At 56.1% G+C, this 23,102-nt stretch carries 20 protein-coding genes and 1 pseudogene; 9 read left to right on the forward strand and 12 right to left on the reverse strand.

Going from position 1 to position 23,102, the window contains the following annotated elements; all coding sequences use genetic code 11:
- Positions 1–5: 5 nt before the first annotated feature.
- The 3 genes from K2184_RS12635 to exbB all read right to left on the reverse strand — a co-directional run bounded on the left by K2184_RS12635 (position 6) and on the right by exbB (position 2,792).
- Entirely contained in the window at positions 6–1,424 is a 1,419-nt protein-coding gene (locus K2184_RS12635; protein ID WP_004105808.1) for a glycoside-pentoside-hexuronide (GPH):cation symporter, read from the reverse strand.
- A gap of 204 nt (positions 1,425–1,628) precedes the next feature.
- Positions 1,629–2,054 carry a TonB system transport protein ExbD gene (gene exbD, locus K2184_RS12640; RefSeq protein WP_004105810.1) on the reverse strand — a complete coding sequence of 142 codons (426 nt, stop codon included), beginning with the start codon at positions 2,052–2,054 and terminating at the stop codon, positions 1,629–1,631.
- A 6-nt stretch (positions 2,055–2,060) separates the two neighbouring features.
- Positions 2,061–2,792, reverse strand: coding sequence for a tol-pal system-associated acyl-CoA thioesterase (gene exbB, locus K2184_RS12645; RefSeq protein WP_004105812.1), 732 nt, complete (start codon positions 2,790–2,792; stop codon positions 2,061–2,063).
- A gap of 251 nt (positions 2,793–3,043) precedes the next feature.
- Between exbB and metC the strand changes: the two genes are divergently transcribed.
- Positions 3,044–4,231 (forward strand): cystathionine beta-lyase, encoded by a 1,188-nt coding sequence (gene metC, locus K2184_RS12650; protein ID WP_004105814.1) that lies wholly within the window; start codon positions 3,044–3,046, stop codon positions 4,229–4,231.
- 132 nt (positions 4,232–4,363) lie between these two features.
- Positions 4,364–5,023 (forward strand): DedA family general envelope maintenance protein YghB, encoded by a 660-nt coding sequence (gene yghB / locus K2184_RS12655; RefSeq protein ID WP_004105816.1) that lies wholly within the window; start codon positions 4,364–4,366, stop codon positions 5,021–5,023.
- 43 nt (positions 5,024–5,066) lie between these two features.
- On the opposite strand, the gene K2184_RS12660 is transcribed toward yghB, so the two are convergent.
- The gene (locus tag K2184_RS12660; protein WP_004105819.1) at positions 5,067–5,966 is read right to left on the reverse strand and encodes an AraC family transcriptional regulator; all 900 of its coding nucleotides are present in this window, start codon (positions 5,964–5,966) and stop codon (positions 5,067–5,069) included.
- Between the two features lie 196 nt (positions 5,967–6,162).
- On the opposite strand from K2184_RS12660, the gene yqhD reads away from it, so the two are divergent.
- The 3 genes from yqhD to K2184_RS12675 all read left to right on the forward strand — a co-directional run bounded on the left by yqhD (position 6,163) and on the right by K2184_RS12675 (position 8,840).
- Positions 6,163–7,326, forward strand: a complete 1,164-nt coding sequence (yqhD, locus tag K2184_RS12665) for an alcohol dehydrogenase (RefSeq protein WP_289168364.1) — start codon at positions 6,163–6,165, stop codon at positions 7,324–7,326.
- Between the two features lie 132 nt (positions 7,327–7,458).
- Positions 7,459–8,286, forward strand: a complete 828-nt coding sequence (gene dkgA / locus K2184_RS12670) for a 2,5-didehydrogluconate reductase DkgA (RefSeq protein ID WP_004105823.1) — start codon at positions 7,459–7,461, stop codon at positions 8,284–8,286.
- Positions 8,287–8,384: 98 nt separating this feature from the next.
- A complete protein-coding gene (locus K2184_RS12675) occupies positions 8,385–8,840 on the forward strand; it encodes an HIT family protein (protein ID WP_004105825.1) in 456 nt (151 codons plus the stop codon).
- A 126-nt stretch (positions 8,841–8,966) separates the two neighbouring features.
- Here the strand turns inward: K2184_RS12675 and K2184_RS12680 are convergent.
- The 5 genes and pseudogenes from K2184_RS12680 to K2184_RS12700 all read right to left on the reverse strand — a co-directional run.
- Positions 8,967–11,208: pseudogene (locus K2184_RS12680) on the reverse strand (YgiQ family radical SAM protein); the annotation flags it as partial.
- 31 nt (positions 11,209–11,239) lie between these two features.
- Positions 11,240–12,652, reverse strand: a complete 1,413-nt coding sequence (gene ftsP, locus K2184_RS12685; RefSeq protein ID WP_004105829.1) for a cell division protein FtsP — start codon at positions 12,650–12,652, stop codon at positions 11,240–11,242.
- 84 nt (positions 12,653–12,736) lie between these two features.
- On the reverse strand, positions 12,737–13,474 hold the full coding sequence (gene plsC / locus K2184_RS12690) for a 1-acylglycerol-3-phosphate O-acyltransferase (protein ID WP_004115619.1): 738 nt from the start codon (positions 13,472–13,474) through the stop codon (positions 12,737–12,739).
- Between the two features lie 184 nt (positions 13,475–13,658).
- Positions 13,659–15,917 (reverse strand): DNA topoisomerase IV subunit A, encoded by a 2,259-nt coding sequence (gene parC / locus K2184_RS12695; protein ID WP_004105833.1) that lies wholly within the window; start codon positions 15,915–15,917, stop codon positions 13,659–13,661.
- A 150-nt stretch (positions 15,918–16,067) separates the two neighbouring features.
- The gene (locus K2184_RS12700) at positions 16,068–16,475 is read right to left on the reverse strand and encodes a YgiW/YdeI family stress tolerance OB fold protein (protein ID WP_004105835.1); all 408 of its coding nucleotides are present in this window, start codon (positions 16,473–16,475) and stop codon (positions 16,068–16,070) included.
- Positions 16,476–16,626: 151 nt separating this feature from the next.
- Between K2184_RS12700 and qseB the strand changes: the two genes are divergently transcribed.
- From qseB to K2184_RS12720, 4 genes are all read left to right on the forward strand, one after another.
- The gene (qseB, locus tag K2184_RS12705; RefSeq protein ID WP_004105839.1) at positions 16,627–17,286 is read left to right on the forward strand and encodes a quorum sensing response regulator transcription factor QseB; all 660 of its coding nucleotides are present in this window, start codon (positions 16,627–16,629) and stop codon (positions 17,284–17,286) included.
- Positions 17,283–18,632 (forward strand): quorum sensing histidine kinase QseC, encoded by a 1,350-nt coding sequence (gene qseC / locus K2184_RS12710; RefSeq protein WP_017145413.1) that lies wholly within the window; start codon positions 17,283–17,285, stop codon positions 18,630–18,632. Before qseB ends, qseC begins: the two co-directional genes overlap by 4 nt.
- A 106-nt stretch (positions 18,633–18,738) precedes the next feature.
- The gene (locus K2184_RS12715) at positions 18,739–19,320 is read left to right on the forward strand and encodes an NAD(P)H-dependent oxidoreductase (RefSeq protein WP_004105846.1); all 582 of its coding nucleotides are present in this window, start codon (positions 18,739–18,741) and stop codon (positions 19,318–19,320) included.
- 90 nt (positions 19,321–19,410) lie between these two features.
- Positions 19,411–19,725, forward strand: coding sequence for a putative quinol monooxygenase (locus K2184_RS12720; protein ID WP_004105848.1), 315 nt, complete (start codon positions 19,411–19,413; stop codon positions 19,723–19,725).
- A 42-nt stretch (positions 19,726–19,767) separates the two neighbouring features.
- Here K2184_RS12720 and parE read toward each other — a convergent pair whose 3' ends face one another.
- Genes parE through cpdA form a run of 3 tightly spaced genes read right to left on the reverse strand, consistent with a single transcriptional unit; the run spans position 19,768 to position 23,096 of the window.
- Positions 19,768–21,663, reverse strand: a complete 1,896-nt coding sequence (gene parE, locus K2184_RS12725; protein ID WP_004105850.1) for a DNA topoisomerase IV subunit B — start codon at positions 21,661–21,663, stop codon at positions 19,768–19,770.
- Positions 21,664–21,693: 30 nt separating this feature from the next.
- Entirely contained in the window at positions 21,694–22,269 is a 576-nt protein-coding gene (gene yqiA, locus K2184_RS12730) for an esterase YqiA (RefSeq protein WP_004115623.1), read from the reverse strand.
- On the reverse strand, positions 22,269–23,096 hold the full coding sequence (gene cpdA, locus K2184_RS12735) for a 3',5'-cyclic-AMP phosphodiesterase (RefSeq protein WP_004105854.1): 828 nt from the start codon (positions 23,094–23,096) through the stop codon (positions 22,269–22,271). Before cpdA ends, yqiA begins: the two co-directional genes overlap by 1 nt.
- Positions 23,097–23,102: the final 6 nt, after the last annotated feature.

The raw sequence follows: 23,102 nt of genomic DNA on the forward strand, positions 1-23,102 counted from the left end.
TCTCCTCAGGCCTTTTCCGGAACGGCGTTTAGCGGCAATTGCGTCTCTGAATGCGCCTGTTGCTGGCGCATGGACAGCTCTCGCTGAATTGTCTGCATCATTTTGTCATCCAGCTTATAGAAACGCGCCAGCCACCACAGAAGCAGGTAAGATAGTGATGGACCGAGCGTTAACAGCCCAACAATTCCCATTGTCGCCAGCGGAGTCTGCGCCGTTACGCCCGCCTGATAGCCAAATAGCCCAAGCGAAAAACCTACGGCGGCACCAGCAACCGCCATGCCCATTTTCAAAGCAAACAGATTACCGGAATAAGATAATCCCGTGATGCGACGACCAAACTTCCATTCGCCATAATCGGCGGCGTTGGCCATCATGTTCCATTTAAACGGCTGGTACATCTGATGGAAGAAGCCGACCAGAAAGTATAAAGGGAACACCACCGGCAGCCAGGTCGGCGGCACAAAGAACATTACGACGCCAACCAGAACCAGCAGGAGGTTGATATTTTTAAACAGCGAGACCGCGCGATAGCGCTTGGCCAGCCATCCGGCGGCGATGCTGCCGATAATCGTGCCAACGACGCTGGTGGAAACAAATGCTGATTTCATGGCTGTTCCCGCCGCGGACTCCACGCCGCCTAACATCAGGTAGGTTGCATAATAGAGCGTGGCGGCGCTGCGCATAACCCCGGCCATACTCGAGAAAAAAGTGATTATCGCCACAATACGCCACTGGTCATTCGCCAGAAGCTGACGGAGATCTTCGCGTATGCTCCCCTGCTGTTCAACCGCTGGAGCCACGCGTTCTTTAGTAGAGAAGAAGCAGAAAGCCAGCATTACAATAGCGATCGCGCCCATGATTCCCATTGTCGCCTGAAAACCAAACTGCTTATTTTCTTTACCTAAAAAATCCACCAGAAACAGGGTTGCGACAGAAACCATCAGACCGGCCAGAGAAGAGATCGTAAAACGATATGACTGGGCTGATAGGCGATCCTTCTCATCGCGCGTGATGACTCCGCCCAGCGCGCAGTAGGGAATATTGATAAAGGTGTAACACAGCATGAGTAAGGTGTAAGTCAGGTAGGCGTAAACCAGTTTACCCGATGCGCCAAATTCCGGAGTAGTGAAGGTCATTACCGCCAGCACGGCATAAGGGACGGCAAACCAGATAAGCCACGGGCGAAAATGGCCCCAGCGGGTCTTCACACGGTCTGCAACGATGCCGGTTAGCGGATCGGTAATCGCATCCAGAACCCGCGTCACCAGGAACATCACTCCGACTGCGGCAGCGGAGAGTCCGTAAATATCCGTATAAAACCATGTCAGAAACATGGTTACCGAAGAGTAGACGATACCGCAGGCTGCATCTCCCATGCCGTATCCCAGCTTCTCCGCAAATGACAGTTTATTATCGTGATTCACAATATAATCCCTCTCAGATGAAGTGGTATTCACTCTAGAGGGAGGATAAAAACTATCCTATTGTCATTTTTCGCATCGGGTTTATGTTTTCTGTTAACTGAGAAAGTTGTCACACATCTACACGATTGGTCTTACAAGTTTTTGCTTCAACTATAAGAAAGGCTGGCGCAAGGCCAGCCTGAGGAGATGCGTGGAAAGGGGAGATTACTTCGCTTTGACGGTTTCTTCGCCCACCAGACCAATCTTCAGATAACCCGCCTGATGCAGGGTATCCATAACTTTCATCATCGTCTCGTAGTCCACGGTTTTATCCGCACGGAAGAAGACCGTGGTGTCTTTCTTACCTTCGGTCAACGCATCCAGAGACGCAATCATGTTCTCGTCAGTAATGGGGTCATTGCCGAGGAACATGGTTTTATCCGCCTTCACCGAGAGATAGATCGGTTTTTCCGGACGCGGCTGCGGCTGGCTGGAGGACGCAGGCAGATTGACCTTCACGTCAACGGTCGCCAGCGGCGCCGCCACCATAAAGATGATCAGCAGCACCAGCATGACGTCGATAAACGGCGTCACGTTGATATCGTGCATTTCGCCGTTATCATCGAGGTTTTCGTTAAAATGCATCGCCATAGAGCATCAACCTACGCGTAATTTCTGGGCGGTACGTACCGGCTTAACGCCGCTGGCGCTCAGGTCCAGATCGCGGCTTTGCAGCAGCAGAACCTGGGCGGCGACATCGCCAAGGGACGCTTTGTAGCTGGCAATCATTCGGGCGAAAATGTTATAGATGACGACCGCCGGAATCGCAGCGAACAGGCCGATTGCCGTGGCCAGCAGCGCTTCCGCGATGCCCGGAGCAACAACCGCCAGGTTAGTGGTCTGGGTCTGGGCAATCCCGATAAAGCTGTTCATGATGCCCCAGACGGTACCAAACAGGCCGACGAACGGGGAAATCGCGCCGATGGTCGCCAGATAACCGTTGCCGCGTCCCATGTAACGACCTACCGCCGCGACGCGACGCTCCAGTCGGAAACCGGTACGCTCTTTAATGCCTTCGTTATCTTCAGAACCCGCAGAAAGCTCAAGCTCATTTTGCGCTTCGTTGATCAGCTGCGAGGTCAGGCTTTTCGCATCGAAACCGTTAGCGATATCGCTGGCCTGGTCGAGAGAGCGTGCTTCAGCAACCAGCTGCTGTTCGCGCTTGAGGCGGCGCTTGCTGGCCAGGATTTCTGCGCCTTTGCCGAAAAAGATAGCCCATGTAACGACCGACGCCAGAATCAGGCCGATCATCACTACCTTAACGACAATATCGGCATGATGATACATACCCCAAACGGAGAGATCCGCCTGCATCAAATTATTACCCACACTGTATCTCCAGGACGTAAATCACAAAATCTGCGCACAATAATATCAAAACGACATCGAATTGATAGTGGTTCTCATTAGTATTTACACTGTGCAGCAAATCACGTTTATTTTCCTTGCGCTTACGCAGTAAAAAAGTTGCTGACCCCGCGGTTAGTAAAATTTTTACCTGTATCCGCCGTGACCCGGTACATCAACGGGCATTCATGATAGTTTAGACGTCCAGACGTATAAAAACAGGTTATCTGAACATGGCTGATAAACATCTTGATACTGCGCTGGTTCATGCCGGGCGCAGCAAAAAATATACTCAGGGCTCGGTCAACAGCGTGATTCAGCGCGCGTCATCGCTGGTTTTCGACACCGTCGAAGCGAAAAAGCACGCCACCCGCAACCGCGCCAAAGGCGAACTGTTCTACGGTCGTCGCGGGACGCTAACCCACTTCTCCCTGCAGGAAGCGATGTGCGAACTGGAAGGCGGCGCCGGCTGCGCCCTCTTCCCCTGCGGCGCAGCGGCGGTCGCAAATACTATCCTGGCGTTCGTCGAGCAGGGCGACCATATTCTGGTGACCAATACCGCCTACGAGCCGACCCAGGATTTCTGCACTAAAATCCTCGCCAAACTCGGCGTAACCACCGGCTGGTTCGACCCGCTTATCGGCGGCGATATTGCCCGTCTGGTACAGCCGAATACCCGAGTGGTATTCCTCGAATCGCCCGGCTCCATCACCATGGAAGTTCATGATGTCCCGGCGATCGTCGCGGCGGTGCGCAGCGTCGCTCCGCAAGCTATCATTATGATCGATAACACCTGGGCGGCGGGAGTACTGTTCAAAGCGCTGGAGTTTGGTATCGATATCTCTATTCAGGCCGGAACCAAGTACCTGATCGGCCATTCCGATGCGATGGTCGGCACTGCGGTGTCCAATGAGCGCTGTTGGGCGCAGCTGCGGGAAAATGCCTACCTGATGGGGCAAATGGTGGATGCCGATACCGCCTACATGACCAGCCGCGGCCTGCGCACCCTTGCCGTCCGCCTGCGTCAGCATCATGAGAGTAGCCTGCAGATTGCCGAATGGCTGGCACAGCATCCGCAGGTAGCGCGCGTGAATCATCCCGCCCTGCCCGGCAGCAAAGGCCATGAGTACTGGAAGCGGGACTTCACCGGTAGCAGCGGTCTGTTCTCTTTCGTGCTGAACAAACGCCTGAGCGATGCCGAGCTGTCCGCCTACCTCGACCACTTCAGCTTGTTCAGCATGGCCTACTCCTGGGGCGGCTTTGAATCGCTGATTTTAGCCAATCAGCCGGAACACATTGCCGCAATCCGTCCTGATGCTGAAGTTGACTTCAGCGGCACGCTAATTCGGGTACATATCGGGTTAGAAAATGTTACCGATCTGCTGGATGATTTAGCGGCGGGCTTCGCGCGTATCGTGTAAAGTGACAGTCAGTGGCAACAATAGCGGACGTTTTTAAGAAAAGCGGCCGCTTTAGTTGCGCCCGGGATCAAGGTGCTCGGGCCTCTTCAGGAGTACACTAAATAAAAAACACGGTACCACTTAGGAAAGTCCATGGTTGTCATTCAAGAAATCGTCGCCGCTCTGTGGCAGCATGATTTTGCCGCGTTGGCAAACCCCCACGTTGTGGGCGTTGTATATCTGGTCATGTTCGCAACCCTGTTTCTGGAAAACGGTCTGCTGCCCGCCTCGTTTTTACCGGGCGATAGCCTGCTGCTGCTCGCCGGCGCGCTAATCGCCAAAGGCGTGATGGACTTTGTACCGACTGTCGCTATCTTAACCGCTGCAGCCAGCCTCGGCTGCTGGCTGAGCTATATTCAGGGGCGCTGGCTGGGTAATACCGCCACGGTTAAGCGCTGGCTTGGGCATCTGCCGCATAAATACCATCAGCGGGCAACCTGCATGTTTGACAAGCACGGCCTGCTGGCGCTGCTGGCCGGACGCTTCCTGGCGTTTGTTCGCACCCTTCTGCCAACCATGGCGGGCATTTCCGGGCTGCCGAACCGCCGCTTCCAGTTTTTCAACTGGCTGAGCGCGCTGCTGTGGGTTGGGGTAGTTACCGGTCTGGGCTATGCGTTGAGTATGATTCCCTTCGTAAAACGTCATGAAGATCAGGTCATGACCTGCCTGATGATTCTGCCTATCGCGCTGCTGATAGCCGGGCTGCTCGGTACAGTTATCGTGGTGATTAAAAAGAAATACTGCAACGCCTGATAGGGTGCCAGGGCGGCGAGGATTTGCCGCCCTGAGATCGTTATTACATCCCCTGTATTGTCCTGATGCGTGCCGCATCTTCTCCCGGCGTCATGCCGAAATAACGCTTAAACTCGCGGCTGAACTGCGATGCGCTCTCATACCCTACCCGCATCGCCGCCGCGCTGGCTTTCATGCCGTCGTGGATCATCAGCATGCGCGCTTTATGCAGGCGATAAGTCTTCAGATACTGTAGCGGGGAGGTGCTGGTAACTGATTTAAAGTTATGGTGGAACGCCGAGACGCTCATATTGGCCTCAGCCGCCAGCTGATCGACGCTGAGGTTCTCAGTGTACTGGCTTTCAATGCGCTTCAGCACGCGGCTGATCAGGCTGAAGTGGGTTTGACGGCTGACCAGCGCCAGCAGCGCTCCCCCGCACGGCCCGGTCAGCACGTGATAGAGAATTTCGCGGATGATCTGTTTGCCAAGAATGCGCGCGTCAAGCGGGCGTTCCATCACATCCAGCAGCCGCTCCGCCGCGCACAGAATCTCTTCGGACAGCACCGCAGAGTTGATCCCGCTTGACGCCATGGACGGCTGAAACTGCTCATCCTCCCCGATATCCATCAGCAGTTCTTGCAGTTGAAGAATATCGACATTCAGCCTTATTCCCGCCAGCGGTACTTCCGGGGTGGCAAAAGTTTCGCACTCAAACGGCAGCGGAACCGTCAGCAGCAGATACTCATTGGTGTCATAGCGGAAGGTACGCTCATTGATATAGCCAATTTTATGCCCGGAAAAGAGAAAAACGATCCCCGGCTGGTACATGACCGGCGTACGCGTCCCCGGCTGAGTGCCGTACAGCAGGCGGATATCCGGCAGCAGACCATTAAGCATTTCTTCTTTATCTTTCAGCTGATTAACCTTATACGTTAATAGCTGGCATATCTCAGCGCGGTTCATTTATCGTGCTTCTCCGAACGTTTTTATACCTTCGCATTGTGCGCACTTCCGGCGAATTTCTCCAGCTACAAAGAGAAATGGGCAAGACAACGGCAGGAATGTGCATTGAGGGGAACGGCCCGCGGGAACACAATGTCCGTCATCTGGCAGAGGTATTGTCTCTGTTGGCGGTTTTATCTATTTGAGGGCACCAGCCATGAATAATTTCGACCTACATACCCCAACCCGCATTCTGTTCGGTAAAGGCGCGATTGAAAATCTGCGCGATCAAATCCCGGCGGATGCACGTGTGCTTGTCACCTACGGCGGCGGTAGCGTGAAGAAAACCGGCGTGCTTGATCAGGTTCTCAGCGCGCTGAACGGCATTGACGTTCGGGAATTTGGCGGCATCGAGCCAAACCCGTCCTACGAAACGCTGATGAACGCGGTGAAAATCGCGCGTGATGAAAAGATCACTTTCCTGTTGGCGGTGGGCGGCGGCTCCGTTCTCGACGGCACTAAATTCATCGCCGCGGCGGCCCACTACGATGCCAGTATCGATCCGTGGGAAATTCTCGAAACTTACGGCAGCAAAGTGGCCAGCGCTATCCCGATGGGCTCCGTGCTGACGCTGCCTGCGACCGGTTCCGAATCTAATAAAGGCGCGGTGATCTCGCGTAAAACCACCGGCGACAAACGCGCGTTTATGTCCACCTACGTCCAGCCGGTGTTCGCTATTCTGGATCCGGTTTACACCTACACCCTGCCGCCGCGCCAGGTGGCTAACGGCGTCGTTGACGCATTCGTCCATACCGTTGAGCAGTACGTTACCTATCCGGTCGACGGTAAAATCCAGGACCGTTTCGCCGAAGGCATTCTCCTGACCCTGGTGGAAGACGGTCCGAAGGCGCTGAAAGAGCCGGAAAACTACGACGTTCGCGCCAATATTATGTGGGCCGCCACCCAGGCGCTGAACGGCCTGATCGGCGCAGGCGTACCGCAGGACTGGGCGACCCACATGCTGGGCCACGAACTGACCGCCATGCACGGGCTCGATCACGCGCAGACGCTGGCCATCGTTCTGCCGGCGCTGTGGAATGAAAAACGCGAGGCTAAACGCGCTAAACTGCTGCAGTACGCCGCTCGCGTCTGGAACATCACCGAAGGTTCCGAGGAAGAGCGCATTGACGCCGCCATCGCCGCAACGCGTGATTTCTTCGAACGCATGGGCGTCCCGACTCGCCTTTCCGCCTACGGTCTGGATGGTAGCTCCATCCCGGCGCTGCTGGCGAAACTGGAGGAGCACGGTATGACCCAACTGGGTGAAAATCAGGATATTACTCTGGACGTCAGCCGCCGTATTTACGAGGCTGCACGCTAATCAACGCCCTCTCCGACGCGTAAACTCGCGCAAAGGAGAGGAGTTTAACTACCGTTTTTAGCTATTTCGTCCAGACTTAATGCTACCCCTCAGCGGATTCTGTCCCGCTGAGTTCATTAACAGGAGGAAGGCATGACACATCCAACCGTTATAAAACTACACGACGGCAACCTGATGCCGCAGCTGGGGCTCGGCGTGTGGAAAGCAGGCAACGAGGAAGTCGTCTCCGCCATTCATAAGGCGCTGGAAGTCGGTTATCGCTCGTTTGACACCGCCGCCGTATACCAGAATGAAACCGGCGTCGGCAATGCACTGAGCAGCGCAGGCGTCGCCCGCGATGAGCTGTTCGTCACCACGAAGCTGTGGAATGACGATCAAAAGCAGCCCCGTGAAGCGCTGCAGGAAAGCCTTAAAAAACTCAAACTCGACTACGTCGACTTATACCTCATTCACTGGCCGGTGCCGGCTACGAACCATTACGTTGATGCCTGGAAAAGCTTAATTGAGCTTCAGCAGCAAGGGCTGGCGAAAAGCATCGGCGTCTGTAATTTCCAGGTCCACCATCTGCAAAAAATCATTGATGAAACCGGCGTCGCCCCGGTGATAAACCAGATTGAACTGCATCCTCTGCTGCAGCAGCGTCAGCTGCATGCCTGGAATGCGACGCATAAAATTCAGACCGAGTCCTGGAGCCCGCTGGCACAGGGCGGTGAAGGGGTATTCGATCAGAAAATTATTCACCAACTGGCGGACAAATACGGCAAAACGCCGGCGCAAATCGTCATCCGCTGGCACCTCGATAGCGGCCTGGTGGTGATCCCGAAATCCGTGACGCCGTCGCGCATCGCCGAGAATTTTAACGTCTGGGACTTCCGTCTTGATAAAGATGAATTGAGTGAAATCACTAAGCTGGACAAAAACAAACGCCTCGGACCTGACCCGGATCAGTTCGGCGGTTAATCTTTCCTGCTCCGTCGGATCCCGGCGGAGCATCGCTTTGCAGTCCGGCTAAAACCACGTACATTTATGGCTTATTGCAATCAAATGGATGCGTGCTGATGAGCTGTATTTTCTGTCAAATTGTTGAGGGGAAAGCCCCCTGCCACAAGGTGTGGGAAGATGAGCACCACCTCGCCTTTCTCTCCATTTATCCAAATACCGACGGTTTTACGGTCGTGATCCCGAAGAAGCACTATCCCAGCTATGCGTTTGATATGCCGCCGCAGGCGCTGGCCGACCTGGTGCTGGCGACGCAGAAGGTGGCAAAGCTTCTGGATAAATCCTTCGATGACGTGGGACGTACGGGGATGTTTTTTGAAGGCTATGGCGTTGACCATGTCCACAGCAAACTCAGTCCAATGCACGGCACCGGGGATATGTCCCAATGGCGGCCGATCGAGTCGCGTCAGACTAAGTTTTTTGCGCAATATGAAGGCTATCTCTCCTCCCACGATCACGAGCGGGCGGATGATGAAAAGCTGGCAGCGCTGGCGGCCAGAATCAGAGAAGCATAGCCATAGAATTTGCTTTGCCGTTTGGCAAGCGGCTGACCGGGCCCGGGATGATAAGGCCCGGTCAGCGAGGCACCACCGGGCAATACTGCAGGCTTAACGACCGGCAACCTTGCCGCGTTTCACGGGCTTCTTCGCCGTCGCCCCGCCGTTCGAACGCTGGTGCACAATCGGCGTATGCTTCGTCAGCGCCGGTCGGGTATGGCGGTTCTGGCGACGCGCCTCGCGCATTTCTTCCAGCGTCGGCGCCGGTACCAGGCAATCGCGACGGCTGCCGATCAGGTGCTTTTTACCCATCGTTTCCAGCGCCTGACGGATCAGCGGCCAGTTGGCCGGATCGTGATAGCGCAGCAGCGCCTTGTGCAGGCGGCGCTGTTTGTCGCCCTTCGGCACCACCACATCCTCACTCTTATAGCCAATCTTACCCAGCGGGTTCTTGCCGGTGTAATACATGGTGGTCGAGTTCGCCAGCGGCGACGGATAGAAGTTCTGCACCTGATCCAGGCGGAAACGATGCTGCTTCAGCCACAGCGCGAGATTCACCATATCTTCATCTCGCGTCCCCGGGTGGGCGGAAATAAAGTATGGAATCAGATACTGCTCTTTACCCGCCTGCTTCGAATAAGTATCGAACAACTGCTTAAAGCGATCGTAGCTGCCCATACCCGGCTTCATCATCTTCGACAGTGGCCCCTCTTCGGTATGTTCAGGAGCAATCTTCAGATAACCGCCGACGTGGTGGGTGGCCAGCTCTTTGATGTAGCGCGGATCTTCAACGGCAATGTCGTAACGAACGCCGGATGCGATGAGGATCTTTTTGATGCCTTTAAGATCGCGGGCGCGACGGTAAAGGTTAATCGTCGGCTCATGGTTGGTGTCCATATGCGGGCAGATATCCGGATAAACGCATGACAGGCGGCGGCAGGTCTGCTCGGCGCGCGGCGACTTGCAGCGCAGCATATACATGTTGGCCGTCGGGCCGCCAAGATCGGAAATAATACCGGTAAAGCCGGGCACCGTATCGCGAATCGCTTCGATTTCATTGATGATCGAATCTTCGGAACGGCTCTGAATGATCCGACCTTCATGCTCGGTAATCGAGCAGAACGAACAGCCGCCAAAACAGCCGCGCATGATGTTAATGGAGAAGCGAATCATCTCATAGGCCGGAATGCGGGCATCGCCGTAAGAAGGATGCGGAACGCGCTTATAGGGCAGCGCAAACACGCTATCCATCTCTTCGGTTGAGAGCGGAATGGCGGGCGGGTTAATCCAGATATAGCGCTCGCCGTGCTTCTGCATCAGCGCCCGGGCGCAGCCGGGGTTAGTTTCATGGTGCAGAATGCGCGAGGCATGCGCGTAGAGAACTTTATCGCCTTTTACTTTCTCAAAGGAAGGCAGCAGGACGTAGGTCTTCTCCCACGGCTTAGGACGCGGCGGCTGAACGGTAACGCGCTTCGCTTCCTGCTTTGGCGGCGCGACGGTTTTGTTATCCGCGCACGGTAAATCTTCACCGTACGGATGCGGGATCGGGTCGATTTTGCCCGGCGTGTCCAGACGCGTGGAGTCCACCCCGCTCCAGCCAGGCAGCGCTTCCTTCACCATGATGGCGGTGTTGCGTACATCGCGAATTTGCCCGATAGGCTCGCCGGCGGCCAGACGGTGCGCCACTTCCACCAGCGGACGCTCGCCGTTGCCGAACATCAGCATATCGGCCTTAGAGTCCACCAGCACCGAACGGCGCACGGTATCGGACCAGTAGTCATAGTGCGCGGTACGGCGCAGGCTGGCTTCGATGCCCCCGAGGATCACCGGGACATCTTTCCACGCCTCTTTGCAGCGCTGAGTGTAGACCAGCGTAGCGCGATCCGGGCGTTTACCGGCCACGTTACCCGCCGTGTAGGCATCGTCATGGCGCAGCTTACGGTCGGCAGTGTAGCGGTTGATCATCGAGTCCATGTTACCGGCGGTCACGCCGAAGAACAGGTTCGGTTTACCCAGACGCATAAAGTCATCTTTGTTGTTCCAGTCCGGCTGGGAAATAATCCCCACGCGGAATCCCTGGGATTCCAGCATGCGTCCGCAAATCGCCATCCCGAAGCTCGGGTGATCGACATAAGCATCGCCGGTCACCAGGATGATGTCGCAGCTATCCCAGCCAAGTTGATCCATCTCTTCTCGCGACATTGGCAGAAAAGGCGCGGGGCCAAAACAGGCGGCCCAGTACTGCGGCCAGGAGAAAAGGTCACGATCCGGTTGGATCAGGGATATTGCGCTCATATTGCTTCCGGGGAAAATGATAAAAAAATAATCAAAAAGGGCGGCGATTATAAGCCGGAACGATGGGAGAAATGAAGGAGGTTTTTCCAATCCCGGCCGGCAGCAGGCCGGGACAAAATAAATTACGGCGCCGGATTCACCAGAATCTGGCCAATGGAGCCGCGGTCGGCAAGCTCCAGCGTCTGGCTTAAGTACTGGAACGGAAAGTGCGGCCAGGAGGGCTGGTTGTAATAGACCAACAGCTCAACCTGCCCGTCGATCCAGACGGTATCCTTCCAGCCGCGGTCTTCCGGGAACGGCGCAGAACCGTTCACGTTACGCACCTGGAACATGACGCCTTCAATATGGAACGACTGCGGCCGGTCGGCGCGCACCGTCCAGCGCTCCCAGGTTCCCTGCTGCGCCGTAATATCAATACGCTGCGGATCCCACAGCTGGCCGTTGATTCCCGGATCGTCGCCAAGCGTAATATCGCGGCTGCGGATCGGCGCGCCGGCCAGCATTTCCGTAGGCAGCAAGCGCACAGGCAGGCTATCGGTCACCAGCGGCAGCAGGCCCGTCGGGCGCAAAGTCAGAATCAGCGTTGAAATCAGGATGCTCGACGGTTCGAAGAAACCGCGAATACGATCGACGATACTCGCCGCTTCCCCGCAGGTTATCGACACCTCATCGCCGTTGGTCATGTCGACCAGGATTTCGCGCCGTTCGCCCGGAGCCAACGACAGCTGCTTCAGCGAAACCGGCGCCGGAAGCAGCCCCTGGTCACCGGAGATGACGTGCAGCAACCGACCATCGCTCATCTGCAGCTGGTAGCGCCGGGAGTTAGACGCATTCAGCAGACGCAGGCGCACCCAGCCGCGCGACACTTCAACAAAAGGCCCCTGCACGCCGTTCACCAGCAGCGTATCGCCAACGAAGCCGCCGCTGCCGGGTTCGCTATATTCAGGCGTACCGAAGTTATCCAGGCGCTTGTCCTGAATAATCACCGGGAAATCATCCACACCGTAGTGGTTAGGGATCGGCAAATTCTTGCTAACCTCATCTTCTACCAGCCACATCCCGGCAAGACCGTTATAAACCTGTTTCGCCATATGGTTTGGCGTGTTGGCCTGATACCACAGCGTCGCCGCGCTTTGACGGATCGGCAGCACCGGAGCCCAGTCGGCGTTGGCGGACATCATACGCGCCGCGCCGCCAATCAGCGGACCGGGAACCTGCAGACCGCGTATCGTCATCGCGACGTTTTCCGTCAGGCGGTTGCTGTAGATCAGCTTCACATCATCGCCGTTCCAGACGCGGATGGTTGGCCCCATGTAGCGGCCGTTAATCCCCCACACCGATGCGCGGGTGCCCGGCGTAAACGACCAGTGCGCACGCTGTAGCGTCAAAAATAGCGGCTGCCCGCGGCGGGACTCAAGCAAAGGAGGAATCGGCAGCGCGGGCTGCTGACCAGCAGCCTGTGCCTTCAGCGGCGCGGCGCCTGCGCACAGCGCTACGCCTGTAGCTTTAATGAACTGACGCCGACTGAGTGACATATTAACTCCATGAGACACTGACTAATGAATAAGGGAATTCGTTTCCCGCCAGCAATACGCGCGCCGTTTGCGGCGTTTCCGGTGTTATTTCTTGCCGGCCGCTTCGCGTTCGGCAACTTCTTTATCCAGCTCGGCAATTTTCGCGGACATCAGCTCGCGACAGTGCGTCGCCAGCGCGCGTACGCCCTCTTTCCCGTACTGGCTGGTGTCGACCGGCGGCAGCATTTCGACAATCACCAGACCGTTATTCAGGCGATTGAGCTTAATTTTATTCGAAGTATTAGACACGCATACCGGAATAATGGGTACGCCCGCCGCGATAGCCGCATGAAAGGCACCGGTTTTAAAAGGCAGCAAACCGCGACCGCGGCTGCGAGTCCCTTCCGGAAACATCCAAAAAGAGATTTTGCGCTTTTTAAATGCATTCACGACTTCTGCAATGGTGCCGTGCGCTTTTGTCCGGTTATTGCGGTCAATCAGTAGATTCCCCGTCAACCAATAGAGCTGGCCGAAAAAAGGGATCCACGCCAGGCTTTTTTTACCTACCGTAACGGTCGGCGGCTGTACGATATTCGATGCCGTCACCATATCATAGTTATTCTGGTGGTTAGCGATATAGATAGCGTTGCCGTAGCTTTCGGCATCGGCAGGCTTGCGGAGTTCAACCTTCAGACCGAAGACCGGCGACAGCTTGCCAAAAAGGTGACCGAAGGTGGCGACGTGCTTAGGATTACGCGGACTGAACAGACAATAGATACAGCCGAAGATGCACACCAGAATACAGTAAATGACAACGATAATTAGTCGAAAAATAAATAGCATAGCTACCTCTAAAACCCAAACCGCTTAGAATTATACTCGCTGTTTAGCAAATGATTGACGCCATAGCGCAATTCAGGCCGGGCACAGGTTCCCTGGGAGCACATTGTTAATCGCAATGCCTGAATAAACAACGTTTTTGCGGTAAATATTCACCTCCCCCGCCTCACCGCGAGGGAGGTGCATCTTACTCTTCGCTACCGCCCGCAGAGGCGCGACGCGGAGAATCAATCTCTATCCGATCGATTTTCTGCAATCCGCGCATCAGAGAGCCGCGGCGGCCGCGCTCGCCGGTCACTTTTTGCAGCTCTTCCGGACGGAGTTTAATTTTCCGCTTACCGACATGAATAGTCAGCGTACTTTGCGGCGGCAGGACAAACAGATGCGCCAGGCCATCCTGGCCCGCAGCCGCTTCCGCCGACGGAATATTAATAATCTTGTTGCCCTTACCTTTCGACAGCTGCGGCAAGTCACTGACCGGGAACATCAGCATGCGGCCGGCAGCGGTAATGGCCAGCAGCATGTCCGATTCGTCTTCTATTACCAGCGGCGGCATCACGTGCGCGTTATCCGGAAGGCTAATCAGCGTCTTACCGGCGCGGTTACGCGCCACCAGATCGTTGAAAGTACAGATAAATCCGTAGCCTGCGTCAGAAGCCAGCAGCAGTTTTTGATCATCGGCTTCCATCAGCATATGTTCAACCGTCGCCCCCGGAGGCAGCGTCAGCTTACCGGTGAGCGGCTCGCCCTGACCGCGCGCGGACGGCAGGGTAATCGGGTCAATCGCGTAGCTGCGCCCGGTAGTGTCAATAAAGACCACCGGCTGATTGCTCTTCCCTTTCACGGCCGATTTAAAACTGTCGCCCGCTTTATAGTTCAGCCCCGGCGCGTCAATATCGTGACCTTTGGCGCTGCGTACCCAGCCGCTCTGCGACAGAACAATAGTCACCGGCTCAGACGGCAGCATATCGTGCTCGCTCATCGCCTTGGCTTCTTCGCGCTCGCGCAGCGGCGAACGGCGATCGTCGCCAAAGGCGTCGGCGTCGGCCTGCAGCTCTTTCTTCAGCAGGTTATTCATCTTGCGTTCAGAGGCCAGGATGGCCTGCAGGTTGTCGCGCTCTTTTTCCAGCTCGTTCTGCTCGCCGCGAATCTTCATCTCTTCCAGTTTGGCGAGATGGCGCAGTTTTAACTCCAGAATCGCTTCCGCCTGGGTCTCGCTGAGGCCGAAGCGCGACATCAGCGCCGGTTTCGGCTCATCTTCGTGACGAATGATCTCGATAACTTCATCGATATTCAGAAACGCCACCAGCAAACCTTCAAGAATATGCAGGCGCTTGAGGACCTTTTCCAGACGGTAGCTGAGACGACGGCGCACGGTATCGCGACGGAAGGTCAGCCATTCCGAGAGGATTTCCAGCAGGTTTTTAACCGCTGGACGGTTATCGAGCCCGATCATATTCAGGTTGATACGATAGCTCTTTTCCAGATCGGTCGTCGCGAACAGGTGGTTCATCACCTGCTCCATATCGACGCGGTTAGAGCGCGGGACGATCACCAGGCGAGTCGGGTTTTCGTGATCCGACTCGTCGCGCAGATCATCCACCATCGGCAGCTTTTTGTTGCGCATCTGGGCGGCGATCTGCTCAAGCACGCGGGCGCCGGAAACCTGATGCGGCAGCGCGCTAATCACCACCGCGCCGTCTTCTTTGGCCCATACCGCGCGCATCCGCACCGAACCGCGGCCATTCTGGTAGATTTTGCGGATTTCGGCACGGGGGGTAATGATTTCCGCTTCGGTCGGGTAATCCGGCCCCTGCACGATATCCAGCAGGTCATCCAGCGAAGTTTGCGGCTTTTCAATCAGGGTAATGGCCGCCCGGGCCACTTCACGCAGGTTGTGCGGCGGAATGTCCGTCGCCATCCCAACGGCAATGCCGGTAGTACCGTTTAACAGAATATTGGGCAGGCGCGCAGGCAGCATCTTCGGCTCCTGCAAAGTGCCGTCGAAGTTTGGTACCCAGTCAACGGTGCCTTGCCCCAGTTCGCTCAGCAGCAGTTCAGCATACTTCGACAAACGGGATTCGGTATAACGCATTGCGGCGAAGGATTTAGGATCGTCCGGCGCCCCCCAGTTTCCCTGACCGTCAACCAGCGGATAGCGGTAGGAGAAGGGCTGAGCCATCAGCACCATGGCTTCATAGCACGCGCTGTCGCCGTGGGGATGGTATTTACCCAGCACGTCACCGACGGTGCGGGCGGACTTTTTGAACTTCGCGCTGGCGTTCAGACCCAGTTCAGACATCGCATAGACGATGCGACGCTGGACCGGCTTCAGGCCATCGCCAATAAACGGCAGCGCCCTGTCCATGATGACGTACATGGAGTAGTTAAGGTAGGCGTTTTCCGTAAATTCATGCAGCGCAAGGCGCTCTGCCATATCGCTCATTAATCGTGAATCCTCAATCTGCGTACCGGCCGTTCGGACGGCAAAACTACCGGCGATAATACCCTATCTGACGCCCTGAGTCACAGGGCGTTAGGCCGGTTGAGGAATTCCGTGAGCATCCTTCAGTTATGGCTGAAGGCGATTCGCAAATTAGGGGGTGATTTTACGAATCTGCTTTACATCGATCTCCACTGAGTTCCAGTCTTTATCGACTTCGCCCTGGATCTCTACCGTATCCTGCGGGGTAACGGTCACGCCGTTCCAGCGCTTGTGATCGATATCGACGTTGACGGTGCCGGAGCTGTCCTGGAATTTATACAGATCATCGGAAATACGCTCCACGATTTTACCGCGCAGGGTCACCCAGGTATCGTCACGCAGGCTTTTCGCATTCGCAACCGTCGTTACGCTCCCGTTCGGGCCAATAAACCCGCCATTTTGCGAGGTTGTCTGGCTGGTTTGCGTGGAGCCAGGGCCGGAAAATCCGCCCTGTTCAGCAGCCAGTACCGGCATGGAAACTAAAGCGATGATGGCGGTCATTGCGGCGATTTTCTTCATGATGTGTTCTCCCTTTGTGTTTATATCGTCACTATTACACCGGGCAAAACTTAACAACTTCTTAAGCGGAAAAAATAAATTTTATTCCTGTACAGGGCGCGCCGCAACGCGCTTTACTGCTGGAATAGCCGAGGGATACAGGAGCAGGAGAATGCGCATTTTATTGGTGGAAGACGATAAACTGATCGGTGACGGCCTCAAGGCAGGGCTGACAAAAATGGGATTCAGCGTCGACTGGTTTACCCGCGGTGAGGAAGGAAAAGCCGCATTGTACAACGCCCCCTATGACGCCATTATTCTGGACCTGACCCTTCCCGGCATTGATGGGCTGGATATCCTGCGCGAATGGCGCGACAAAGGCCGCCATGAACCGGTACTGATCCTTACCGCCCGCGACGCGCTAAGCCAGCGGGTTGAAGGGCTTCGGCTCGGCGCCGATGACTATCTATGCAAACCCTTTGCGCTGATTGAAGTCGCCGCCCGTCTGGAAGCGCTGATGCGCCGCGCCCACGGCCAGAGCAGCAGCGAGCTGCGGCACGGCAGCGTGGTTCTCGACCCGGGCCGGCTCACGGCCACCCTGAACGGCGAAAGCCTGGCGCTCAAGCCAAAGGAGTTTGCTCTGCTGGAGCTGATGATGCGTAACGCCGGACGCGTGCTGCCGCGTAAGCTGATCGAAGAAAAACTCTACAGCTGGGATGACGACGTTTCCAGCAATGCGATAGAGGTGCACGTCCACCATCTACGCCGTAAACTCGGCAGCGGTTTCATTCGCACCGTTCACGGTATCGGCTACACCCTGGGGGACGCATGAAACGACTGGGCAAACTGAGCCTGCGCGTTCGCCTGACGCTCCTTTTCCTGCTGCTGACCAGCGCCGCATGGGGCATCGCCAGCTTTGTGGCCTGGCAACAAACGACCGATAAGCTGGATAAGCTCTTCGATACCCAGCAGCTGCTATTCGCCCGCCGCCTTAGCGCAATGAATTTTGACGAGCTTCACACTCTCTCTTCGCAGGTGCGAGAGAAGAAGAAGGTCAAGCACGGTCATCTCGACGACGACGCGCTGGCTTTCGCTATCTTTACCACCGATGGCAAGATGGTGCTTAACGATGGCGAGAATGGCCAGGATATCCCGTGGGGCCGCAATCGGGAGGGATTCAGCGACGGCTATCTGCGCGGCGATGACGACGAGTGGCGTTTTCTGTGGCTCACCACCCGCGACGGCCGCCATCGTATCGTTGTCGGCCAGGAGTGGGATTACCGTCGCGAGATGGCGCTGGATATCGTCACCAGCCAGCTCACGCCCTGGCTGATTGCGCTGCCGCTTATGTTTTTGCTACTCATCGTGCTGTTAAGCCGGGAACTGGCGCCGCTGAAAAAGCTGGCCAACACGCTGCGCGCCCGGGCGCCGGATTCCGCCGAAACGCTGAATAATAAAAACGTGCCCAATGAAGTTCGCCCGCTGGTCGACGCGCTAAATCAGCTGTTTATCCGCACGCATGATGCCATGATCCGCGAGCGTCGCTTCACATCCGATGCGGCCCACGAACTGCGCAGTCCACTGGCGGCGCTGAAGGTGCAAACTGAAGTAGCCCAGCTTTCGAAGGACGATCCGCAGGGGCTGGATAAAGCGCTGGCGCAGCTTCACCAGGGTATCGATCGCGCAACCCGCCTGGTCGATCAGCTTCTGACTTTGTCGCGCCTGGATTCGCTGGCGCAGCTGGACGATATCCAGCGCGTCGCCCTGGACGACCTGCTGCAGTCGGCGGTGATGGAGATGTACCACCCCGCTCAGCAGGCCGGCGTTGAGCTGCGTCTGCATCTGAATGCGGATAACGTCGCACGCACCGGCCAGCCGCTGCTGTTAAGCCTGCTGGTGCGCAATCTTTTAGATAACGCCGTACGCTATAGCGCCGCCGGAAGCCAGGTCGATATCACGCTTGAAGCTGGTGAATTTCGCGTGCGCGATAACGGCCCGGGCATTAGCGCCGAAGCCCTGGCGCGTATCGGCGAGCGCTTTTATCGCCCGCCGGGACAGGAACAACCCGGCAGCGGTCTTGGGCTATCCATCGTCAAACGTATCGCCGCGCTGCACGGAATGACAGCCAGTTTCGGCAACGCCCGGGACGGCGGATTCGAAGCGCGCATTCGCTGGTAGCGCTATTATTGCTAAAAAAGCAAAAGACTTTGCACATTTTGCTCATTTTACCGCTCTGCCCGACGGGGTAACATGACTCACAAAATTGAAAGGTTGAGGATAAAAAATGAGCAACATTCTGATTATCAACGGTGCGAAAAAATTCGCCCACTCTAACGGCCAACTGAACGACACCCTGACCGAGGTCGCGGATGGTTATCTGCGCGACGCCGGGCATGATGTCAAGGTCGTCCGCGCCGAGAGCGAATACGATGTAAAAGAAGAGGTGCAGAATTTTCTCTGGGCTGACGTGGTTATCTGGCAGATGCCGGGCTGGTGGATGGGCGCGCCCTGGACGGTGAAAAAGTACATCGACGACGTCTTTACCGAAGGTCACGGAGCGCTGTACGCCAGCGATGGCCGCACCCGCTCCGATGCCAGTAAGAAATATGGTTCCGGCGGCCTGATTCAGGGCAAAAAATATATGCTGTCCCTGACCTGGAATGCGCCGATGGAAGCCTTCACCGAGAAAGATCAGTTTTTCCACGGCGTCGGCGTCGACGGCGTTTACCTGCCGTTCCATAAGGCTAACCAGTTCCTTGGGATGAGCGCCCTGCCGACCTTCATCGCCAACGATGTGATCAAAATGCCCGATGTTCCGCGTTATACGGCAGAATATCGCAAGCATCTGGCGGAAATTTTTGGTTAACTGTACTGAGTTATGAAAAGACGACAAGCGCGGCTACTCTGGCGGCGGCTTGAAGTATGATGAGAATACACAGAAGGAGTTGAGTTAACCATGTTGACAGTGATTGCTGAAATTCGCACTCGTCCGGGGCAACACCATCGTCAGGCGGTGCTGGATCAGTTCGCAAAAATTACCCCGACCGTTCTCCAGGAAGAGGGCTGTCACGGCTATGCGCCGCTGGTGGATCACGCCGCTGGCGTCAGTTTTCAGACCACCTCGCCGGACTCCATTGTCATGGTCGAGCAGTGGGAAAGCGTCGCCCATCTTGAAGCGCACCTGCAGACTCCGCACATGAAAGCCTACGGTGAAGCCGTTAAAGGCGACGTGCTGGAGATGAATATCCGTATTCTGGAATCCGGTATTTAAGCGCACAAAATAAATCGGCCAGTTCCCTGGCCGATTTTTTTATTACCCGTCCAGCTCAGCCAAATCGCCCTTCTCTTGTAGCCAGTTACGCCGATCTTCAGAACGCTTCTTCGCTAACAGCATGTCCATCATGGCAGTCGTCTGCTGTTCGTCCTCATCGTTGATAATCAGCTGCACCAGACGGCGGGTATTCGGATCCAGCGTCGTCTCACGCAGCTGCATCGGGTTCATCTCGCCCAGCCCTTTAAAGCGCTGTACGTTTGGCTTACCCTTCTTCCGCTTAAGCTGTTCCAGCACGCCGGTTTTCTCTTCTTCCGTCAGCGCGTAATACACCTCTTTACCGAGGTCGATACGGTATAGCGGCGGCAGCGCCACGTAAACATGGCCGTGTTTAACCAGATTACGGAAGTGTCTGACGAACAGCGCGCACAGCAGGGTTGCGATATGCAGACCGTCGGAGTCGGCATCCGCCAGAATACAAATCTTGCCGTAGCGCAGCTGGCTCAGGTCGTCGCTATCCGGGTCGATACCGATGGCGACAGAAATGTCATGCACTTCCTGTGAAGCCAGTACTTCATCGGAAGAGACTTCCCAGGTGTTAAGGATTTTACCTTTCAGCGGCATGATCGCCTGATATTCGCGATCGCGCGCCTGCTTGGCAGAACCGCCCGCCGAATCCCCTTCCACAAGGAACAGTTCGGTTCGGTTCAAATCCTGGGCGGTGCAGTCCGCCAGCTTGCCGGGCAGCGCCGGACCGCTGGTTAGCTTTTTGCGCACCACTTTTTTCGCCGCGCGCAGGCGACGCTGGGCGCTGGAGATCGCCATTTCCGCCAGCAGCTCTGCCGACTGGACGTTCTGGTTTAGCCACAGGCTGAAGGCATCTTTGACGACTCCGGAAACAAACGCGGCGCACTGGCGTGAAGAGAGGCGCTCTTTGGTTTGCCCGGCAAACTGCGGATCCTGCATCTTCACGGAGAGTACGTAGGCGCAGCGCTCCCAGATATCTTCCGCCGACAGCTTCACGCCGCGCGGCAGGATGTTCCGGTATTCGCAGAACTCGCGCATGGCGTCCAGTAAGCCCTGGCGCAGGCCGTTAACGTGGGTTCCGCCCTGCATGGTAGGAATCAGGTTGACGTAGCTTTCGGTCAACAGCTCGCCGCCTTCCGGCAGCCACAGCAGCGCCCAGTCGACCGCTTCGGTATCGCCAGAGAAGGTGCCGACGAACGGTTTTTCCGGCAGCAGAGGCAGGCCGTTAACCGCTTCGCTAAGATAGTCGGTCAGGCCATCGGCGTAGCACCAGCGCTGCTCGCTGTCGTTGACCAAATCGCGGAAAACAATCTCTACGCCCGGGCAAAGAACGGCCTTGGCTTTTAACAAATGCGAAAGGCGCGAGACGGAAAAACGTGGGCTATCAAAAAAGCTTTCATCCGGCCAGAAATGGACGCTGGTCCCGGTATTGCGCTTACCGCAGGTGCCGGTCACGTGGAGATCTTCCACTTTGTCGCCGTTTTCAAAGGCGATGCTATAGACCTGACCGTCGCGGCGCACGTTCACTTCAACGCGTTTCGATAAGGCGTTGACCACTGAAATCCCGACGCCGTGCAGGCCGCCGGAGAACTGGTAGTTCTTATTGGAGAACTTCCCTCCCGCGTGCAGGCGGCAAAGAATCAGTTCAACTGCCGGCACCCCCTCTTCAGGGTGGATATCTACCGGCATTCCGCGTCCATCGTCGATAACTTCCAGCGACTGATCGGCATGGAGAATGACCTCCACGCGTTTCGCGTGACCGGCCAGAGCCTCATCCACGCTGTTATCAATAACTTCCTGACCAAGATGGTTTGGTCGTGTGGTATCCGTGTACATTCCCGGACGGCGGCGAACCGGCTCTAGCCCGGTGAGTACCTCAATGGCATCAGCGTTATATGAAGATTGCGTCATGGTGTGTATTCGTAGGTCGTTCCGAACCGCTTAGCGCAGGCCCAGAAAATCGATAATCTGAGTGAAATGATCTTCAAAGCCAACAAATGCGTGATTACCGCCCTCCTCTACCGTTTGTCGGCAGGAGGCGAAATAATCAACGGCCTGGCGGTAATCAAGCACTTCATCGCCCGTTTGCTGTAATAACCAGATTAAATCCGGCGCTTCCAGCGGGTCAATTTGCATGACTTTGAGATCGTAAATATGGCGTGACTCTAGCACATATTGCTGCCCCGTGTATGGATTCTCATTGGGGCCCAGGAAATTGTTCAGCAGCTCGAACGGGCGCACCGCAGGGTTCACTACCACCGCGGGCAGCATAAAACACTGCGATAGCCAGGTCGCATAATATCCCCCCAGCGAGGAGCCGACAACGCCCAGCGGTTCGCCGCCGTGTTCCAGCACGAGGGCCTCCAGATATTCCGCCGCTTGCGCAGGATAAACCGGGAGCTCAGGTATCACCATAGAGATGTGGGGATAAGTCCGCGCCAGCCACTCTTTCAGCGCAGTCGCTTTTGCCGACCGCGGTGAGCTGTTAAAACCATGCAGGTAGAGAAGCGTAGACATCAGTATCCTTCTGAAGCGATATCCGGGTGAAATTTCACGCCTTCAAGGCGGCAAACTTCAGTGGTCAAGGTGCCGTCAGGATGCAGTTCCAGCCAGCGCCAGCCTGGGGAGACGGTATCGAGCGTGAAGTTAGCGCAGTGCGGCTTAAACTGCACGCAGGTGGATGGCGTGGCCATCATTCGCCGCCCGTTCCAGTCAAGGTCCAGCTCCTGGTGAATATGACCGCACAGCAGATGCTTAACGCGAGGAAAAGCAGCCAGCGCGCAATCAAGCGCCCCGGCATTGCGCAGGCTATGCTGATCCAGCCAGCTACAGCCTGACGGCAGAGGATGATGGTGTAACAGCAGCAGCGTGTAACGCTCAGGAACCTCCGTCAGCTTCTGCTCAAGCCACTCCAGCTGGAAATCGCTCAGCTCGCCGTGCGGCACACCGAACACCTGGCTGTCCATCAGCAATATCTGCCAGTGGTCGCCCAGCAATACGCGTTTAGCGGGGGAGATGCCTGATTCCTGCAGCGTGCTGTACATCGCCGGTTGAAAATCATGATTGCCCGGTAGCCAGACGCAGGGTGCAGCAAAACTCGCGATGCCTTCAGCAAAATGCTGATAGGCCGCGGCGGAGTGATCTTGCGCCAGATCGCCTGTGGCAACAATCAGGTCGCATTCTCGCTGAGAGGCGTGGATAGCATCCAGTACAGCCTGATAGCTTTCCCAGGTATTGATACCTAACAGCGTTTCGTGTTTTTCAGCAAACAGGTGAGTATCAGTAATTTGTAATATCCTGACTCTGGCCTCACCAGCCAAAGGTAGGTTTAACAGGCTTTCCAAATGGTG

The sequence above is a fragment of the Klebsiella sp. K5-306 genome (assembly GCF_051835185.1).
GTDB classification, from domain to species: domain Bacteria; phylum Pseudomonadota; class Gammaproteobacteria; order Enterobacterales; family Enterobacteriaceae; genus Klebsiella; species Klebsiella oxytoca.

What these genes read in the sequence shown, in the direction of transcription:
- K2184_RS12675 (WP_004105825.1), top strand. Translation starts at nt 8,385, where the DNA reads ATGAGCTGTATTTTCTGTCAAATTGTTGAGGGGAAAGCCCCCTGCCAC.
- yqhD (WP_289168364.1), top strand. Translation starts at nt 6,163, where the DNA reads ATGAATAATTTCGACCTACATACCCCAACCCGCATTCTGTTCGGTAAA.
- exbD (WP_004105810.1), bottom strand. Translation starts at nt 2,054, where the DNA reads ATGGCGATGCATTTTAACGAAAACCTCGATGATAACGGCGAAATGCAC.
- qseB (WP_004105839.1), top strand. Translation starts at nt 16,627, where the DNA reads ATGCGCATTTTATTGGTGGAAGACGATAAACTGATCGGTGACGGCCTC.
- ftsP (WP_004105829.1), bottom strand. Translation starts at nt 12,652, where the DNA reads ATGTCACTCAGTCGGCGTCAGTTCATTAAAGCTACAGGCGTAGCGCTG.
- K2184_RS12700 (WP_004105835.1), bottom strand. Translation starts at nt 16,475, where the DNA reads ATGAAGAAAATCGCCGCAATGACCGCCATCATCGCTTTAGTTTCCATG.
- plsC (WP_004115619.1), bottom strand. Translation starts at nt 13,474, where the DNA reads ATGCTATTTATTTTTCGACTAATTATCGTTGTCATTTACTGTATTCTG.
- K2184_RS12715 (WP_004105846.1), top strand. Translation starts at nt 18,739, where the DNA reads ATGAGCAACATTCTGATTATCAACGGTGCGAAAAAATTCGCCCACTCT.
- parC (WP_004105833.1), bottom strand. Translation starts at nt 15,917, where the DNA reads ATGAGCGATATGGCAGAGCGCCTTGCGCTGCATGAATTTACGGAAAAC.
- qseC (WP_017145413.1), top strand. Translation starts at nt 17,283, where the DNA reads ATGAAACGACTGGGCAAACTGAGCCTGCGCGTTCGCCTGACGCTCCTT.
- yqiA (WP_004115623.1), bottom strand. Translation starts at nt 22,269, where the DNA reads ATGTCTACGCTTCTCTACCTGCATGGTTTTAACAGCTCACCGCGGTCG.
- metC (WP_004105814.1), top strand. Translation starts at nt 3,044, where the DNA reads ATGGCTGATAAACATCTTGATACTGCGCTGGTTCATGCCGGGCGCAGC.
- parE (WP_004105850.1), bottom strand. Translation starts at nt 21,663, where the DNA reads ATGACGCAATCTTCATATAACGCTGATGCCATTGAGGTACTCACCGGG.
- K2184_RS12720 (WP_004105848.1), top strand. Translation starts at nt 19,411, where the DNA reads ATGTTGACAGTGATTGCTGAAATTCGCACTCGTCCGGGGCAACACCAT.
- yghB (WP_004105816.1), top strand. Translation starts at nt 4,364, where the DNA reads ATGGTTGTCATTCAAGAAATCGTCGCCGCTCTGTGGCAGCATGATTTT.
- K2184_RS12660 (WP_004105819.1), bottom strand. Translation starts at nt 5,966, where the DNA reads ATGAACCGCGCTGAGATATGCCAGCTATTAACGTATAAGGTTAATCAG.
- dkgA (WP_004105823.1), top strand. Translation starts at nt 7,459, where the DNA reads ATGACACATCCAACCGTTATAAAACTACACGACGGCAACCTGATGCCG.